The sequence below is a fragment of the Frigoribacterium sp. VKM Ac-2836 genome, assembly GCF_013248995.1.
Lineage (GTDB): Bacteria > Actinomycetota > Actinomycetes > Actinomycetales > Microbacteriaceae > Frigoribacterium.
In genome coordinates this window covers 34,583-49,775 of record NZ_JABRPK010000002.1, presented here as the reverse complement: position 1 = coordinate 49,775, position 15,193 = coordinate 34,583, and the positions used below count along the sequence as shown (strand labels likewise).

The window sequence follows — 15,193 nt, the reverse complement described above, 5'->3', positions numbered from 1 at the left end:
CACGCATCCGGGGCGCTCCCGGTTCGCCTGGTGGATAATCTCGAGATGGTCGTCCGACACCGACGTCGGACCCGACCGGGCCGGGACCAACCACCCCGGATCACCTCCCATCCGAGGAGAACGACCGTGTCATCCACACCGCAGGCGGCCGCATCGGCTGCCGGATCAGAATCCGACCACCAGAACCTCATCGCCAGGCCGTCCGTCGGCGCGACGGCCGACCCGCGAGTCCGCAGCGTGTCGACGGGCGACCGCGAGGTCGCCCACGCCCTGATCCGCAAGAACTACCGCGTCACGAGACTGGAGGGCGAGGGGCCCGCCCCGTTCGTCTACAGTCGTGCCGTGTCGGGCGACGACCGCTTCGCCCTGTGCCGCTTCGAGTACCGGCGGGGCCGACTGCTGACCGAGAGCGACCCCTCGGGGTTCCTCGTCGCCGGCGGTGTGATGGCCGGGCGGATGTCCTTGACGACGCGGGGTCACGACCTGCGGATCACACCAGGCCTCCCCGTCGCGTTCCCTTCGCACGACGCGAAGACGACGGAGTCGTTCGACCTCGTCCTCGGCCAGGTGATGCTCGACCGGGGGGCCGTCGAACGCGAGCTCGGCGCGATGCGACTCACGGCGCCCGGGGGCCTGCGCTCCACGGCCACCGAGGCGGTCTCCGTGGCGTTGGGCCGCTACTGGTCGGAGCTCGTCCTGCACGTGCACCAGAACGTCATCGGCAACGACGCCGCGATGGCGAGCCCGCTGGTGCGCGGGTCGGCGTTCCGGTCGCTCGTCGCCGCCTACCTCGAGACGTTCGAGACCAACGTCGTCGCCCTGGGCGGGGCTGACGGTCTCCCCCCGCTGCCGACGACCGTCAGACGGGCTCGCGCCTACATCGAGCAGCACGCCCACGACGACATCGGCGTCGTCGAGATCGCCGAGGCGGCACGGGTGACGCCGCGGGCCCTGCAGCTGGCCTTCCGTCGTCACCTCGACTCGACGCCCATGGCCGAGCTGCGGCGGGCCCGACTGCGCGGGGCACACGGCGACCTCGTCATGGCCGATCCGACCCTCGGTCACACGGTCGCCGGCATCGCCCTCAGCTGGGGATTCGCCCACGCCGGACGGTTCGCCGCCCAGTACACAGCCGAGTTCGGCCGTTCGCCGCGGGACACCCTCGAGTCCTGACGGGTGACTTTCCGCCGACGCTTCGCAAGCTGAGCTTTCATTTCGTTTTGCGGACAGAGCCGGGTTTGCCCGTCGGGCGGAGAGCCGCAGAATGAAAAAGCCTCGCGGTGACAGGTTCAGGACCGCGAGTCACAGCGCACGAGATCGACGTCGGGTTTCTCTCGTGTCGCCGGGGTGCGGAGGGAGTCGGGTTCCTTCCGCACCCCTTTCTCGTCTGTGGGGCCGAGGTCAGTCGCGGGCGGAGACGTCCGTGTGCACGAAGTTCTGGGACGACCGGCTGGCGGTCGGACCGCGCTGGCCCTGGTAACGCGAGCCGTACTCGGACGAACCGTAGGGGTGCTCGGCCGGCGAGCTGAGCTTGAAGAAGCAGAGCTGGCCGATCTTCATGCCGGGCCAGAGCTTGATCGGCAGGGTGGCGACGTTTGACAGCTCGAGCGTGACGTGCCCTCCGAAGCCGGGGTCGATGAAGCCGGCGGTCGAGTGCGTCAGCAGACCCAGGCGCCCGAGCGAACTCTTGCCCTCGAGGCGTGCCGCGACGTCGTCGGGCAGGCTGACGAACTCGTAGGTGCTGCCCAGCACGAACTCGCCCGGGTGCAGGATGAACGGCTCGTCGGCCTTGGCCTCGACCAGTCGGGTCAGCTCGGGTTGCTCGTCGGCCGGGTCGATGAACGGGTACTTGTGGTTGTCGAACAGACGGAAGAGCCGGTCGAGCCGCACGTCGATGCTGGACGGCTGGATCAGCGTCGGGTCGTAGGGGTCGAGGCCGATTCGCCCGGCGTCGAGTTCGAGCTTGATGTCGCGGTCGGAGAGCAGCACGCGACAAGCCTAGTCAGCGCGTGCCGGGCCGCGGGGGGAGGATGGTCGCATGCGTGCCATCACCGTCCCCGTGCCCGGAGGGCCCTCCGCCCTCGTCGTCTCCGAGGTGGCCGAGCCGGTGCCCGGTCCCCGCGAAGTGGTGATCGACGTCGCCGCCGCCGGTGTCAACCGCGCCGACGTGAACCAGCGCGAGGGCCACTACCCGTCGCCCGCCGGAGCACCCGCCTGGCCCGGACTCGAGGTCAGCGGCACCGTCGTCGCGACCGGCGAGCACGTCACCACCGCCACCGTGGGTGACTACGTCGTGGCCCTGCTGCCCGGCGGCGGATACGCGGACCGCGTGCAGGTCGACGAGGGCCTCGTGCTGCCCCTGCCCCGCGGGGTCGACCTGGTCGAGGCGGCCGGCCTGCCCGAGGCCGTCGCCACCGTCTGGTCGAACGTCTTCATGAGCGCCGGACTGCAGCCGGGCGAGACCCTGCTCGTCCACGGCGGCGCCAGCGGCGTGGGTTCGATCGCCATCCAGATGGCCGTGGCGCTCGGCTCGACCGTCTACGCCACCGCCGGGTCGGCCGACAAGACCGCGTTCTGCGAGCAGCTCGGCGCCACCCGGGGCATCGACTACAAGACCGAGGACTTCGTCGCGGTGGTCCACGAGCTGACCGAGGGACGCGGAGTGGACGTCGTGCTCGACCTGGTGGGCGGCGACTACATCGCCCGAGACGTCGAGGCGCTCGCCGTGAACGGCCGGGTCATGGTGATCGCGGTGCAGGGCGGGGCGTCGGCCACGGTCGACCTGTCACGCCTGATGGCCAAGCGCGGCCGGGTCTGGGCGACCACCCTGCGCGCCCGCCCCCTCGACGAGCGCCGCGCGATCATGGCCTCGGTGCGCGAGAACGTCTGGCCGCTGGTCGAGGCCGGGTCGGTGCGTCCGGTGCTCGACAGCGTCTACCCGCTCGAGTTCGTCGCCACGGCCCACAAGCGCATGGAGTCCGGCGGCCACAGCGGCAAGATCCTGCTCGCGGTCCGCTAGGTCGGGCCCGACGCACAGCCGAGGAGGCGCGGGTCGTCAAGACACGCGGCTGTCGGCCCCCTTGCGCACGGCAGATGCTCCCGTGATCTCGACGAGCACGGGCACGGTCTCGCCCAGCACGCGGTCGAGCCCGCGGGCGACGTCGGACGCCGCCGTGACGACGGGGGCCGGGGACGACCCCGCGGTGAGTCGCACGCGCACCTTGAGAGCGGCCCGGCCCGTGACCGTCCAGGCCGAGACGGCGACGGAGGCCACGTCGCGTCGGTCGCCCAGCGCGTCGGTGATCGCGGTCTCGGCGAACGAGCTCGACACGGCGATCGAACCGGCCGGGTCGTCGTGCACGACGACGCTGTCGGTCCGACCGTGCCCGCGCGCGAAGATCGCGACGACGAAGACGATCACGAGCAGCAGGCAGAGCAGCGCGAGGGCCAGGGTCAGCCAGCTGCCACCGGTCGAGTCGCCCGGGTCGATGCCGGTCGTGGCGACGGCGTCGTCGACGGCCGACGACGCGGGGGGCAGCAGGTCGCGCACCGCACCCCCGCCGGGGAGGGCGACGATCACGAGGAACGCCCCGACGGCCAGGGTGACGAGCCCGACGACGAACAGGAGGAGTCGGTTCGCGAACCGGTTGCTGGAGGTCATGCGCCGGGCCTTCCGCGGTCGGCGGTGCGCACCCGTGCCGCGAGCGCCGGTCGGTAGGCAATGGACTCGAGCTCGGCGCGGGCGGACGTCTCGACGGCTCGTTCGTCGACCGCCAGCCCCGAAGCAGGGATGAGGTCGATCTGCGCCCGGTGACGTGACACCCAGGCCGAGACCTGCTGGTCGGACAGCCGACCCGAGGTGCGGGCGACCCGGGCGAGCGAGGACGCGATGACCCGGTCGTCGACGACCACGGCCAGGCGGTCGTCGTCGATGGTGTGGCGCCCGCGACGGCCGGCCGTGACGGCGAGGGCGATCAGGACGAGGCCCACGACCACCGCGCCGACACCCGCGCCGAGGACGAGGCCCGAGGTGCCGCCGCCGTCGACGGACGAGGTCAGCGTCGCGAGGACGTCGACCGGGGAGAAGAGCAGGGCCCGTCGCCCGAGCGAGGCGTAGACGGCCTCGACGCCGACGTATCCGACGACGAGGGTCAGCAGCACGAGCACGACCACGGCACTGCCCGAACGGGAGGAGTGCTGCTCACGACGCAGGATGCGGCGGTACAGCCCGGGCTCGATCGCGCTCACGAGGTGCGACCCGTCCGCTCGACACGACTGCCGCTGACGGTGACGTCGACGCGGGACACGGTGCGCCCGGCGAGTTCGGAGACCCGACGCGTCAGGGTGGACTGGAGGTCGCGCACGACGGCGACCACCCCGCCCTCGGGCATCGTCACGGCCTCGGAGAGCATCGGGACGCGCACCGGCGTCGACACGCGCAGGGCGAGGTCACCGGCGTCGTCCGCCGCCTCGACGCGGACGTCGGCCCGACGCACGCGCAGGGTCTCGGCGACGACGGCCGTGGCCACCTTCTGCAGGACCTTGCCCGGGATGCTGACGTGCCCGGCGACGCTGCCCGTGCCCGTGCCCGTGCCCGTGCCGGGACCGTCGTCGGAGGTGACCGGCGCGCGTCCGGAGGCGGTGGCGGCGGCGGTCATGACGACGAGCGCCGTCCGCGCAGGGCGTCGAGCAGGGCCTTGACGTCGGTCCGGCCCGAGATCACGCGCCCGACGAGCGCCCCGACGGCGATGAAGACCGCGACGAGCACGAGACCCCAGAAGCCGAAGGCCAGGGCCGAGAGGGCGAGCACGGCGCCGACGGCCATGCCCGTGGTGGTGGCGGTCACGAGACGCGGCTCTGGCGCATGGCGTCGTCGTCGGCGTCGTCGTCGCCGGGGATGTGGACGTCGTTGATCGCGACGTTGACCTCGGCGACCTCCATGCCCACGAGCTGCTCGATGGTCCGGGTCACGGCGGCACGCACCTGTTCGGCCACCGTGTGCATGGGGGTCGGGTACTCGACGACGATCGTGACGTCGGCGGCGACCTGGGTCTCGCCCACCTCGACGCGAACGCCCTGACCGAGGTCGGTCGTGCCGATCACGTCACGTAGGGCGCCGAACGCCCGGGCCGTGCCGCCACCGAGGGCGAAGACGCCGGGCACCTCGCGGGCGGCGATGCCGGCGACCTTGGCGACGACGCCGTCGGCCACGACGGTCCTGCCTGCCGGGGCGGTGGTGATGGGAGCGGGGGTGCTCGAGAGCGTGCTGCGGGGGGCCGTGTCGGCGGGTGCCATGGAGGACTCCTTCTCGTCGTTCGGTGCGTGCGGCGTCGATGCCGCCCTTCGGTCCTACCCGATGGGGAGCACCGAGGGCGCACATCGACGCACCGGATAAACCGGTACCGGTTCAGGTGGTTCCGGTGTATCCAGGGATGAGACGCGTCCCGGGGCTCGAACGTCACGGAATCCGTCGGTACTTTTTCCGTGGGTCTCGACCCGTGCCTCCTCGTCCGGGGGTCGGGCGGACGCTGCACCAGAGGGGGTGGGCATGTCGGCAGACCTGAGCGAGGCCTCCGACGCCGTGCTCGCGTCGCGTGCCGCCGAGGGCGACGAGCGGGCCTTCGAGGTGCTGCTGCGACGCCACCTCGGGCTGATGACGGCCTACGCCACCCGGCTGACCGGCTCACGCGCCGACGCGACCGACGCGGTGCAAGAGGCGTCCATCACGATCTGGCGCGAGTTGCCCACGCTGCAGACTCCTGCCGCGGTCAAGGGCTGGATGATGCGCATCGTGTCGCGGAAGGCCTTCGACCTGATCCGCTCCCGTCGTCTCACCGACGACGTGGACGACCTCGAACTGCCCGCGGCCACGCCGACGACCGATCCCGAACGCCGGGCGGCGTCGAGCGACGCCATGGAGGCACTCCGTGCGGCACTGGCCCGACTGCCTGCCGCTCAACGGCAGGTCTGGGCGTTGCGCGAGGTCGGCGGTGAGTCGTACACCGAGATCGCCGAACGGACCGGCACCACCGTGACCGCGGTCCGGGGGCAGCTCGCCCGGGCACGAGAGACCCTGACCCGCGAGATGGAGGCCTGGCGATGAGTGACCGTCCACACGGCACCGACCACGCCCACGAAGACCCGACCCCGCCCGACGTTCCCGTCGACCTGGGCGAGTCCGTCGAGGCCGACCCGGCCCCCGACGAGTTCGTCGAGGGCGCTGACGAGGGCGTCTCGCCCGAGCGTCTCGTCGACTACCTCGACGCCGGTCGCCAGCCCTACGACCCCGAGATCGAGGAGTCGCCCGAGGCCCGGGCCCAGCTCGCCGCCCTCGAGCGCCTCCGGGCCATGGGTGCCCGGCTGCTCGAGTCCGACGCCGACGCGACGCCCGCGCCGGACCCCAGCTGGATCTCGGGCGTGATGGACCGCGTACGCCTCGAGTCGCGGGCCGGACGGCAGATCCCCCTCGCCTCGATCGACGACCGGTCGACCCTGCACATCACCGAGGGCGCCGTGCGGGCGCTCATCCGCGAGGCGGGCGACGGCGTCGACGGCGCCATGGTCATCTCGTGCACGATCCACGGCGACGTCAGCGTGCCCGGGGCGCTCGTCCGGGTCGAGGTCGTCGTCAGCGGCCTGTTCGGCGAGCCGCTGCCGGCGCTCGCCGAGGCGGTCAAGTCGGCCGTGTCGTCGAGCCTGTCCCGTCAGACCGAATTGACCCTCGAGAGCGTGGACGTGGTCGTCGACGACGTCCACTTGCAGAGCGAAGGAGGCGCGGCATGAGCGACGAGGACGGCCTGCGGGCCCGCATCAGCCCGACCGACCTGTCCCTGCTCGCCGCCGAGCTCGGCGAGATCGCGGCCGCGGTCGACGGCGTCGTCCACGTCCGGGCCCGGCCCGGGTTCGGCAGCGTCGTCCGCTCGGCCCTGCAGGGGCTGAGCGCCGTCGTCGGGGGCGGAGGGGTCGTGGGCTCGACCGTGCAGAGCGACGACTCGGTCGCTGCCGCGTCGGGCGCGTCCGACGTCCCCGACGCCGAGCGCGCCGACCCGGCCTCGGCCGAGGCCGCCGCCTCCGGCCGACCCGTGCCGCTCGTCGGCATCGCCGTGGCCGACCTCGAGACCCGCATCACCCTCGACATCGCGGTCGACGAGACCGGCTCCGGCCCGCTCGTGGCCCGGGCGGTCGCCCAGGCGCTGCTCGACCGGGTGAGCGGGGAGCCCGTTCCGCCGGCATCGGTCGACCTGCGCATCGTCTCGGTCGCGACCGGGGCCTGAGCGCGCCTCCTGCCGATGGTGCGCGGAGTCGCACCGCCTTCTGGACGTCGCACCACGCTTTTCGGCGGTGTGAGGTCCATTCGGTGGTGCCACACGTGGGCCGCTATAGTGGTCTTACGCGTCCTCGAGGCGCTGCGCGAGTGTAGTTCAATGGTAGAACTTCAGCTTCCCAAGCTGATAGCGCGGGTTCGATTCCCGTCACTCGCTCTCTTCTCTCGACCTCGGCTGAGCCGTCGGGTGCGTGTCGGCCACCGGGGTACGACCACGTGGGGCGTTAGGCCGACCGCGCCGAGTGTGAACGCCACCGTACGATGGACGTCGCCGCTACCGGGGGGAAGCCATGACCGACGACGCCACGACGACCGTCTCGTTGCTGCATCCGATGCTCGACACGCACGGGCCCGGCTGGGTCGAGTCGCGGTCGAGCAAGCCCGTCGTCGGGGTGTCCAGCGGCCTCTCGGCCCTCTTCGTCGACTGTGCCGGGCCGGGCACCCGCGTCGCGCTCGTCACCGACCCCGGGTCGCGGCTCACGTACTCGCTGTTCCACCTGCTCGACCTGCTCGGCGGGGTCTGGTTGACCCGCGCCTCCGACGGTTCGCTGCGTCGGGCGGTCACGCTCGAGCCGGTGCGCTCGCCGGCGCACGGCCTCGGGGTGACCGAGGACGGCTACCCGCTGCCGCGGGACGAGGCACCGTCGGAGGGGCGGCTCGACGAGGGGCGCTCGGTCGACCCCGACGCCGTCCCGTGGACGCAGCTCGCCGTCGTCACGCACCACCGCGCGCGGGCCGAGGCCCGACTCGGCGGGACGCTCGAACGACTCGTGGAGGCGCTCGCGCCCGGCACCCGCACCCTGTGGGGGACGACCGAGCCGGCCACCACGGTCTGGGACCGCGACTTCTTCACGGCCGCCGCGCGCAGCCGCATGCCGTCCGAGACGCGGTTCCACGTGGCCGGCGGTGACGCCTCCGGACCGAGGTACCGGGGGTGGGTGCGTGTCTCGCGCAGCGACGACGGGGTCGTCGAGGAGACCCGGATCGTCGTGACCGGTGCCGTCGCCCCGGGGGTCGTCGCGGACGCCCTCGCCGACGTCGCCGGTCGACAGCAGGTCCTGCTGGCCACGGCCTGGTCGCTGTCCGGCCGGGCCGACGGGACGGTGTCCGCCCACGACCGGGTGGCACCGCAGCCGCTCGCGGCCGTCGTCGGGGCCCGGAGCGTGCGGGGCATGCAGCTGGACGTCGAGGGTCTCGTCCGTCGGGTGGGCGGGCGGGTGCTCGGGTCGTCCCGGACGCCGTCGGTGCTCGTGTCGTTCGACGAGGGGCCGGCGGATGATGTCGGTGCTGGTGCTGGTGCTGGTGCTGGTGCTGGTGCTGGTGCTGGTGCTGGTGCTGGTGCTGACGACGGTGTCGCCGCAGCCCGCTGGCACCGCTTCGCCGACGCGGTCGAGATCGTCGGCGCCGATGAGATCCTCGCCGCGATGACGCCGCCGGGGGTGCACCGTGCCTCGTGAGTACACCGTGGTGACACCCGAGCCCGTGACCGCCGTCGACGGTGCCCGCGCGGCCGCCGAGGTCGACCCGTACCTCGGCCTGGGCAAGCTCTGGAAGGGCGGCGGGCTGCAGATCGCGACCGACGACGGGCTCGTGCTGGCCATCGTGCGCAGCACCTACGTCGAGGACCCGGCCGACGCCTCCGTCCTGCTCGGGGTGGACGTCGAGGCGGGCAGCTGGCTGACCGAGGCCTACGCGCCGGGGACCGACCCGGTGTCCGACGCGGTCGTGCAGGCGCTCGTCCGCAACACCGGGGGGCGGGTCATCGTCGAGGCGGTGCCGGGCGGGTCGAGGCCTGCGACCGCGGCGCCCGCGACGACGAACGAGGGAGCAGGCGCATGAGTTCGTGGTCGATCTCGCCCAGCGGGGTGCAGGCGGTCCTGGCCGACGTCCAGGTCTCGGCCGGCGATCTCGGCACGGCGGCCGAGGGTCTCGCGACCGGTCACGAGGAGCTGAGCGGCGGCGTCGGCGACCTGCTGATCGGCGTCTCCAACGCCGTACTGGGGTTGATCGAGTCCCAGACCACGACCCTCACGTCGGTCGTGAACCGCATCGAGTCGTGCGGCGCCGGTGCCGCCGAGGCCACGATCGCCTACGTCGCCGGCGACGAGGAGATGGCGGCCAACGCCCAGTCGGCCGCCGTGACGGCGGCGTCCCAGGCGCCCGCCCTGGCGAGCGAGCAGGGCGTCGCCGGCATCCCGCCCGTGTCGGCCCCGGGGGTGCCGCGATGAGCCCCTCGCTGATCGTCCCCGGGGCGATCCCCGGAGTCACCATCGACCCGGCGGCCATCTCGACCTCCGCCGCCACCTTCCGCAGCACGGCCACGGCGATCGCCGAGCAGGGTGCGGGTGTCGTCACGTCGTGGTCCGGGTTGTCGGGTGTCTACGCGGCGCCCGAGGCCGAGCAGTTGTTCGTCGCCATGGACCCGGTCGGCACGAGCACGCAGACCCTCGGCGACACGTTCGGCAAGGTCGCGACGCTGCTCGACGACCTGGCCAGCGCCGTCGCCGCGCCCGTCGCCCGGCTCAAGGAGCTCGTCACCGAGGCCGAGGCCTTCAACGCCGAGGTGTCCGGCGGCGTCACCTACAGCACCGAGAGCTACAACTCGTACATCTCGAGCGGCCCCGACGAGGTCACCGTCGAGTGGTACGACCACATCCCCTCGCGCAACCGCAACGACGAGCTGCTCGGCGAGGTCAACGCCGAGGTCGCCAAGATCGACGCCGCCCGCGCCGAGTGCGAGAACGGCATCAACGCCTTGCGCACCGACCCGATGTGCTTCCCCGAGCAGGTCGCCTTCACGGCCGAGCAGCTCGACTCGATGAAGGACCTGCCCTACGGCGCCCCGGGCGACCCGCACAAGACGTGCGCCGAGTCGGCCGGCACGGGGCTCGGCATGTTCATCGCCGAGGCGGGCTACGGGGCCGCGGCCCTGGTCGGCTGGGACGTCCAAGGCGGAACGGGCGTCACCAAAGAGTTCGGCCTGAAGGCCTGGAGCGGCCTGCTGCAGGGGCTGGGGGCCATCGCGATCACGGGTCCGGCGACGATCGCGCTGGCCTACTCGCCCCCCGGCACGGTGCCGGCGGCCGCCCAGCCGGCCGTCGACTGGTACCGCACCACGATCGAGGGCGTCACGCAGGGGATCGTGGGCACGCCCGAGATGTACGACGAGGACCCGGTCGCGGCCGGCACCTTCGCCACCCTCGGCGTGGCGTCGTTCTTCGTCCCGGTCGGAGGCGCGGCCGTCGGGGGGACGAAGGCGGCGTCAGGCCTCGCGCGGCTCGGCAGCGCCGCGCACCGGGCTGCCGACCGAGCTCCCGCGGGCTCGTTGTCGCGGATCGGCCTCACGCATGCGGGTCATGCCCTCGACTTCATGTCGGAGGGTGCTCGTCGCGTGATGGAGGGCAAGGCCCAGGTGGACCGAGGCTCGGACGCCGCGCCTTCGCGCTTCGACGAGCAACTCACCCGCCTCGACGACATCGTCGGCGTCCGCGCCGACGGCCTCGCACCGCCGCCCACGCGCGTCGACGGCCCCGACACGACGCCCGGGCCGGTCCGTGGTGACGACGCCTCCGCCCCGCCCGTCCGTGACGACGCAGGAGGCGCGGGTCACGCCGACGACGCCCCCGCGGCCGACCAGCCCGGTCACGCCGACGACGATGCCGGAACGGGTGGCTCGGGCGGCGACGACGGCCCTGTGGAGCCAGCCCCGGTCAAGGACGCTCCGACGGGTCCGATCACCGACACGACCGGTCGACCCTTCACCGATGTCATCGACAGAAGCGCCATGACTCGTAATCAGCTCGCCGACTACCTGGACGCCGTCGACCCCAACGCCGGCGCGGTGTTCCGCGAGAAGGGAACGTGGCCAGCCGATCAGCAGGTGCCGAGCGACGCCAGCGTCCTCGGGCCGGACGGTAAGGTCAACTGGAGAGACGAGGCGCCCCACGACGGATTCACGTTGAACGATGACGGACACCCCATCAAGACGCCCGACCCCGACATCCCCCTCGGCACGCGACTTGATCGAGAGGGCCCGGAGACGGGGCGGTTCACCTCTCCGCTCAACGCGGACGGTACGCACGCCGCCCACGGAACTCGGGCGCTGCCCTGGGTTGAAAACGACTTGCGCACGTACGAGGTCGTCGGCGACCTCAGGGACATCCGTGGGGCGTACGACGCGTCGACCGACACGAAGCTGAAGCTGCAGATCGATGCCACGATGAAGCTTTACAAACTGGACTGGAACGACATCCGCGTCTTCGCGGGCGAGATCGACGAAGCTTTCGGCGAAGTCGGTGGTGGTACCCAGTACCAGCTGCCGTTCGGAGCCGATGTCATGGTCGATCTCGGTCTCCTCAAGAGAGTCGCGAACTAGGAGCGAGATGACCACCATCGACGAGACACGCGCGGCATTGACGGCGGAGGGGCTCGATCGTCTCAAGTACGTCATCGGCTCTGACGGCGCGAACGAGACCGACTGCCTCGTCCTGTGCCGTCAAGAGGGAGGGTGGGTGTCCTTCTCCCGGGACGAACGTGCCGCAGTCATGTCGGAGAGCGTCCGAACCTACTCCAGCGAGTCCGAAGCTTTGGACGACTTCCTCGAGCTCATGCGGTTGAAAGGCCTCATCGCCACGTTGCAGCGAGAACGAGACGCGGAACGCCTCGGTCGGTCCTCGAACGCGTGAAAGGGCGGCCGGGCGATGGGCTTCGGTCACGATCGCGTCGCGGAGCGTGATGAACGAGGACGGACTGAGAGCAGAGGTGGAAGCGGCCGGGTTCGGGCATCTACGTTTCCTCATCGGGAACACGTCGCTGCCCGCCCCCGGCGCGCAGGTGATCGGGCAGATCGACGGGGTGTGGGTGACGTTCTTGCGCGACGAACGAGGTCTCGTCGAGGAGCTGACACTCGTCGAGCATCCGGATGAGCGCTCTGCCGTGACGGAGTTCATGTCCCAGTTGCAGAACGTCGCCCGGTTGGAGGAGCTGCGGGCCCTCCTCGAGGCTCAGAGTCTCCTTCGCTTGGACCACGTCATCGATGGTGACTACACGAGAGGATCAACCGCCTCCTCGAGGAGATCCATGACTGATGACGACTCGAACACTCTCGCCTCGTTGCCGAACCGCGTCAACCAACTCGGGCTCGGGCACCTGAACTTTCTGATCGGTGACGGGGAGACACAGCGTCCATACGCACTCGTCATCGCCCAGGGCGAAGATGGCTGGAGCACCTTCGTCAGGGATGAAAGAGGGCTGACCAGGGTCAAGAGCGTCCGGACGTATCCGGACGAGCGGTCGGCAGTCGAGGGGTTCCTCGTTCTGCTCGACGGCATCGCGCTCGTCAATCGGCTTCGTTCCGAGGCCGCGGCTGAGAAGGACGTCTAGCCGGTGCTCGAGGGCTGATGAGTAGGACCGACGTGGGCGGACTGAGAGCAGAAGTAGAAGCGGCCGGGCTCGGGCACCTCCGTTTCCTCATCGGGAACACGTCCCTGCCCGTCCCCGGCGCGCACGTGATCGGGCAGATCGACGGGGTGTGGGTGACCTTCCTGCGCGACGAACGAGGTGTCGTCGAAGAGCTGACCTTCGTCGAGCATCCGGATGAACGCTCTGCCGTGACGGAGTTCATGTCCCAAATGCAGAACGTCGCCCGGTTGAAGGAGTTGAGGGCCCTCCTCGAGGCTGAGGATCGACGACCGCCGAGGGGCCCCAGGGGATGACGACGCTCCAAGAAACGGTCGCCACGATCGAGGCCGAGGGGCTCGACAGGTTCGCCTACGTGATCGGTGATGATCACGCCAGCTCGGCGGACGCCCTGGTCCTGACCCGACGGGACGGCGTCTGGACCTCCTTCTCGACCAATGAACGTGCCGGTGTCGAGGAGACCAGCGTTCGCACATACGAGGAACTCTCCGACGCTCTGGACGACTTCCTGCGTCTCCTGAGGCTGAGGGCCGAGGAGGACGCACTCATGTCGCGCATCAGGGAGAAGAACAGGCTCGCCCACGAGACGTGGCAGGCGTCACGAGACGACCGACCGGGGAAGGCCTGACATGGCGACGATCGAATCGGTGCGCGTCGTCATGGCGGCGGAGGGACTCGACGACCTGGCGCACGTCATCGACGGTGACCACGCGAACAGGACGGACTGCCTCGTCGTCACCCGACGAGACGATGCCTGGGTGACCTTTTCCACCGACGAGCGCGCGGCGGTCGTCGAAGGGAGCGTGCGGACCTACCCGAGCGAGTCCGAGGCCCTGGAGGACTTCCTCGTCCTGCTCCGGCTGAAGAAGCTCCTCCGCGACCTGCACCGGGAGCGCGACCTCGAGCGCGTCGAACGCGACCCGACGAGCCAAGAATCGGGCGACGGCGAGGGTTTGGACGGGCTCCGGGCAGAGGTGGCCAGGCGGGGGCTCGGAGACCTCGGCGGTGTCATCGGGGATGCAGTGTCACAGATCCCGGACGCTCAGGTCATCGCCCACCAGGACGGGAGGTGGACGACCTTCCTGCGGGACGAGCGTGGCGTCGTCCTGAAGAGGACCGTGCGACTCCACCCCGATCGGGATGCCGCCACTGCGGTGTTCCTCGACAAGCTGCACAACCTCGCCGAGATCGCCCGGCTGGACGCCGTGATCGATCCTCAGTGATCTCTCGGCAGCGTTCAAGCTGCATTTGAGGTACGAAACGCTGGTCAGAGGTACATTCGTGTCGTCAACGAGTTCAGCGTGGGCGAGGGCATCGATTCGAGTCGCATCACCGCCCACTACGACAACGGCGTGCTGTCGCTGGTCATCCCGGTCAGCGGGAGGGCGAAGCCGCGCAAGATCGAGGTGGTCTCTGGCCAGGCGCACGAACCAGTCGACGCGATCGACGCATCACCGGCCCGCGACACGGCCAGCTGACCCTTCGGGCGGTCACGCCGTCGGCCCCACCACCCCGTCACGAACCGTCGTGGCGGGGTGGTCCCGTTCCGGCGACGACACCGCTCGGCCGCTCCGCCCCCGGTCGCGCGAGTACTCGGACGCGGGCACGCGAGTACTGTGCGGCGCCCCGGTCGGCGGTGTCACCCGGCACCTGACCGTTGCCTCCGCACGTGGGCGAAGCCGACCCGCGCCTCCTACCGTTCATCTCAGGGCACGACGCCGACTCGGCGTCGCCCGACATTTCTGAACACCGTCAGCAAGGAGTGCACCATGGCACAGGCCATCGAGACCATCGACGTCAACGTCCCCGTCAGCGTCGCCTACAACCAGTGGACCCAGTTCGAGTCGTTCCCGAAGTTCCTCGACGAGGTCGAGTCGATCACCCAGACCACCCCCACCCTCACGGTGTGGAAGGTCAAGGTCGGACCGGTCGAGAAGACCTTCGAAGCCGAGATCACCGAGCAGCACCCCGACGAGCGCGTCGCCTGGAACAGCACGGGCGGCGAGGTCGACCACGCCGGCGTCATCACGTTCCACAAGCTGAGCGACGACGTGACGCGCCTCACGGTGCAGATCGACTGGACCCCCGAGGGCTTCCTCGAGAAGGTCGGCAACACGCTCGGCGCCGACAACCACGCCATCAAGAAGGACCTCAAGAACTTCAAGGAGTTCATCGAGCGCGAGGGCAACGTCGACGGCGCCTGGCGCGGAGACGTCCAGGCCTGAGCCCGGACCCGACTCGTCCCGCCCTGCGGGGTGTGCAAATCGCGACAACTCGCCGGTTCTCCGACCACGACGCCACGAACTGGCGGCGTGTCGGGCGGCAGGTGTCGCGATTTGCCCGTTCGGGGGCGGGCGCGCGGTCGGGTTCGGTTCGGTAGAGGGCAGGGCGGTAACGCAGGAGGCGCGGGGCTGCAGTGCAGGAGGCGCGGGTCGGCGGGCGCGCCGGCCG

Annotated in this window: 22 protein-coding genes and 1 tRNA gene; 17 read left to right on the top strand and 6 right to left on the bottom strand. The window is 71.0% G+C overall.

The features are described from left to right. Positions 1 to 126: 126 nt before the first annotated feature. Positions 127 to 1,173 carry a helix-turn-helix transcriptional regulator gene (locus HRF36_RS16245; protein WP_173208179.1) on the top strand — a complete coding sequence of 349 codons (1,047 nt, stop codon included), beginning with the start codon at positions 127 to 129 and terminating at the stop codon, positions 1,171 to 1,173. Between the two features lie 228 nt (positions 1,174 to 1,401). Here the strand turns inward: HRF36_RS16245 and dcd are convergent, their stop codons facing one another. Next, positions 1,402 to 1,989 carry a dCTP deaminase gene (gene dcd / locus HRF36_RS06535; protein WP_123519760.1) on the bottom strand — a complete coding sequence of 196 codons (588 nt, stop codon included), beginning with the start codon at positions 1,987 to 1,989 and terminating at the stop codon, positions 1,402 to 1,404. A gap of 49 nt (positions 1,990 to 2,038) precedes the next feature. Here dcd and HRF36_RS06530 point away from each other — a divergent pair, with 49 nt between their 5' ends. Further along, positions 2,039 to 3,019 (top strand): NAD(P)H-quinone oxidoreductase, encoded by a 981-nt coding sequence (locus HRF36_RS06530; protein ID WP_173208177.1) that lies wholly within the window; start codon positions 2,039 to 2,041, stop codon positions 3,017 to 3,019. 36 nt (positions 3,020 to 3,055) lie between these two features. On the opposite strand, the gene HRF36_RS06525 is transcribed toward HRF36_RS06530, so the two are convergent. Genes HRF36_RS06525 through HRF36_RS06505 form a run of 5 tightly spaced genes read right to left on the bottom strand, consistent with a single transcriptional unit; the run spans position 3,056 to position 5,295 of the window. Then, the gene (locus tag HRF36_RS06525; RefSeq protein ID WP_173208175.1) at positions 3,056 to 3,661 is read right to left on the bottom strand and encodes a hypothetical protein; all 606 of its coding nucleotides are present in this window, start codon (positions 3,659 to 3,661) and stop codon (positions 3,056 to 3,058) included. After that, entirely contained in the window at positions 3,658 to 4,248 is a 591-nt protein-coding gene (locus HRF36_RS06520; RefSeq protein ID WP_173208173.1) for a hypothetical protein, read from the bottom strand. The genes HRF36_RS06525 and HRF36_RS06520 overlap by 4 nt, the downstream gene beginning before the upstream one ends. Then, positions 4,245 to 4,658 (bottom strand): hypothetical protein, encoded by a 414-nt coding sequence (locus HRF36_RS06515; protein ID WP_173208171.1) that lies wholly within the window; start codon positions 4,656 to 4,658, stop codon positions 4,245 to 4,247. Before HRF36_RS06515 ends, HRF36_RS06520 begins: the two co-directional genes overlap by 4 nt. Then, positions 4,655 to 4,846 (bottom strand): DUF2273 domain-containing protein, encoded by a 192-nt coding sequence (locus HRF36_RS06510; RefSeq protein ID WP_173208169.1) that lies wholly within the window; start codon positions 4,844 to 4,846, stop codon positions 4,655 to 4,657. Before HRF36_RS06510 ends, HRF36_RS06515 begins: the two co-directional genes overlap by 4 nt. Next, the gene (locus HRF36_RS06505; protein ID WP_173208167.1) at positions 4,843 to 5,295 is read right to left on the bottom strand and encodes an Asp23/Gls24 family envelope stress response protein; all 453 of its coding nucleotides are present in this window, start codon (positions 5,293 to 5,295) and stop codon (positions 4,843 to 4,845) included. Before HRF36_RS06505 ends, HRF36_RS06510 begins: the two co-directional genes overlap by 4 nt. Positions 5,296 to 5,548: 253 nt before the next feature. Between HRF36_RS06505 and HRF36_RS06500 the strand changes: the two genes are divergently transcribed. The 15 genes from HRF36_RS06500 (at position 5,549) to HRF36_RS06430 (ending at position 14,967) form a co-directional block, all read left to right on the top strand. Beyond that, complete coding sequence (locus HRF36_RS06500; protein WP_173208165.1) at positions 5,549 to 6,103, top strand: RNA polymerase sigma factor; 555 nt, start codon at positions 5,549 to 5,551, stop codon at positions 6,101 to 6,103. Then, positions 6,100 to 6,783 (top strand): Asp23/Gls24 family envelope stress response protein, encoded by a 684-nt coding sequence (locus HRF36_RS06495; RefSeq protein WP_173208163.1) that lies wholly within the window; start codon positions 6,100 to 6,102, stop codon positions 6,781 to 6,783. The genes HRF36_RS06500 and HRF36_RS06495 overlap by 4 nt, the downstream gene beginning before the upstream one ends. Continuing rightward, positions 6,780 to 7,274 (top strand): hypothetical protein, encoded by a 495-nt coding sequence (locus HRF36_RS06490; protein ID WP_173208161.1) that lies wholly within the window; start codon positions 6,780 to 6,782, stop codon positions 7,272 to 7,274. The genes HRF36_RS06495 and HRF36_RS06490 overlap by 4 nt, the downstream gene beginning before the upstream one ends. Before the next feature lie 136 nt (positions 7,275 to 7,410). Next, positions 7,411 to 7,481 (top strand) — tRNA-Gly (locus tag HRF36_RS06485). A gap of 133 nt (positions 7,482 to 7,614) precedes the next feature. Then, a complete protein-coding gene (locus tag HRF36_RS06480) occupies positions 7,615 to 8,781 on the top strand; it encodes a DUF6177 family protein (RefSeq protein ID WP_173208159.1) in 1,167 nt (388 codons plus the stop codon). Next, entirely contained in the window at positions 8,771 to 9,163 is a 393-nt protein-coding gene (locus tag HRF36_RS06475; protein ID WP_173208156.1) for a hypothetical protein, read from the top strand. Before HRF36_RS06480 ends, HRF36_RS06475 begins: the two co-directional genes overlap by 11 nt. Then, positions 9,160 to 9,552 (top strand): DUF6507 family protein, encoded by a 393-nt coding sequence (locus HRF36_RS06470; protein ID WP_173208154.1) that lies wholly within the window; start codon positions 9,160 to 9,162, stop codon positions 9,550 to 9,552. Before HRF36_RS06475 ends, HRF36_RS06470 begins: the two co-directional genes overlap by 4 nt. Continuing rightward, positions 9,549 to 11,699 carry a TNT domain-containing protein gene (locus HRF36_RS06465; RefSeq protein ID WP_173208152.1) on the top strand — a complete coding sequence of 717 codons (2,151 nt, stop codon included), beginning with the start codon at positions 9,549 to 9,551 and terminating at the stop codon, positions 11,697 to 11,699. The genes HRF36_RS06470 and HRF36_RS06465 overlap by 4 nt, the downstream gene beginning before the upstream one ends. A gap of 7 nt (positions 11,700 to 11,706) precedes the next feature. After that, on the top strand, positions 11,707 to 12,009 hold the full coding sequence (locus HRF36_RS06460) for a hypothetical protein (protein ID WP_173208150.1): 303 nt from the start codon (positions 11,707 to 11,709) through the stop codon (positions 12,007 to 12,009). A 46-nt stretch (positions 12,010 to 12,055) separates the two neighbouring features. Further along, on the top strand, positions 12,056 to 12,706 hold the full coding sequence (locus tag HRF36_RS06455; protein ID WP_173208147.1) for a hypothetical protein: 651 nt from the start codon (positions 12,056 to 12,058) through the stop codon (positions 12,704 to 12,706). Positions 12,707 to 12,738: 32 nt separating this feature from the next. Further along, complete coding sequence (locus HRF36_RS06450) at positions 12,739 to 13,038, top strand: hypothetical protein (protein WP_173208145.1); 300 nt, start codon at positions 12,739 to 12,741, stop codon at positions 13,036 to 13,038. Then, positions 13,035 to 13,370 (top strand): hypothetical protein, encoded by a 336-nt coding sequence (locus HRF36_RS06445; protein ID WP_173208143.1) that lies wholly within the window; start codon positions 13,035 to 13,037, stop codon positions 13,368 to 13,370. The genes HRF36_RS06450 and HRF36_RS06445 overlap by 4 nt, the downstream gene beginning before the upstream one ends. A gap of 19 nt (positions 13,371 to 13,389) precedes the next feature. Then, a complete protein-coding gene (locus tag HRF36_RS06440; RefSeq protein WP_173208141.1) occupies positions 13,390 to 13,965 on the top strand; it encodes a hypothetical protein in 576 nt (191 codons plus the stop codon). 54 nt (positions 13,966 to 14,019) lie between these two features. Beyond that, entirely contained in the window at positions 14,020 to 14,220 is a 201-nt protein-coding gene (locus HRF36_RS06435) for an Hsp20 family protein (RefSeq protein ID WP_173209902.1), read from the top strand. 291 nt (positions 14,221 to 14,511) lie between these two features. Continuing rightward, entirely contained in the window at positions 14,512 to 14,967 is a 456-nt protein-coding gene (locus tag HRF36_RS06430) for an SRPBCC family protein (protein WP_056044418.1), read from the top strand. Positions 14,968 to 15,193 lie beyond the last annotated feature (226 nt).

Excerpts from the sequence above, each read along its gene's own strand:
- HRF36_RS06445 (WP_173208143.1), top strand. The coding sequence starts at position 13,035 with ATGACGACGCTCCAAGAAACGGTCGCCACGATCGAGGCCGAGGGGCTC.
- HRF36_RS06480 (WP_173208159.1), top strand. The coding sequence starts at position 7,615 with ATGACCGACGACGCCACGACGACCGTCTCGTTGCTGCATCCGATGCTC.
- HRF36_RS06460 (WP_173208150.1), top strand. The coding sequence starts at position 11,707 with ATGACCACCATCGACGAGACACGCGCGGCATTGACGGCGGAGGGGCTC.
- HRF36_RS06470 (WP_173208154.1), top strand. The coding sequence starts at position 9,160 with ATGAGTTCGTGGTCGATCTCGCCCAGCGGGGTGCAGGCGGTCCTGGCC.
- HRF36_RS06490 (WP_173208161.1), top strand. The coding sequence starts at position 6,780 with ATGAGCGACGAGGACGGCCTGCGGGCCCGCATCAGCCCGACCGACCTG.
- HRF36_RS06505 (WP_173208167.1), bottom strand. The coding sequence starts at position 5,295 with ATGGCACCCGCCGACACGGCCCCCCGCAGCACGCTCTCGAGCACCCCC.
- HRF36_RS06515 (WP_173208171.1), bottom strand. The coding sequence starts at position 4,658 with ATGACCGCCGCCGCCACCGCCTCCGGACGCGCGCCGGTCACCTCCGAC.
- HRF36_RS06530 (WP_173208177.1), top strand. The coding sequence starts at position 2,039 with ATGCGTGCCATCACCGTCCCCGTGCCCGGAGGGCCCTCCGCCCTCGTC.
- HRF36_RS06465 (WP_173208152.1), top strand. The coding sequence starts at position 9,549 with ATGAGCCCCTCGCTGATCGTCCCCGGGGCGATCCCCGGAGTCACCATC.
- HRF36_RS06525 (WP_173208175.1), bottom strand. The coding sequence starts at position 3,661 with ATGACCTCCAGCAACCGGTTCGCGAACCGACTCCTCCTGTTCGTCGTC.
- HRF36_RS06500 (WP_173208165.1), top strand. The coding sequence starts at position 5,549 with ATGTCGGCAGACCTGAGCGAGGCCTCCGACGCCGTGCTCGCGTCGCGT.
- HRF36_RS06430 (WP_056044418.1), top strand. The coding sequence starts at position 14,512 with ATGGCACAGGCCATCGAGACCATCGACGTCAACGTCCCCGTCAGCGTC.
- HRF36_RS06495 (WP_173208163.1), top strand. The coding sequence starts at position 6,100 with ATGAGTGACCGTCCACACGGCACCGACCACGCCCACGAAGACCCGACC.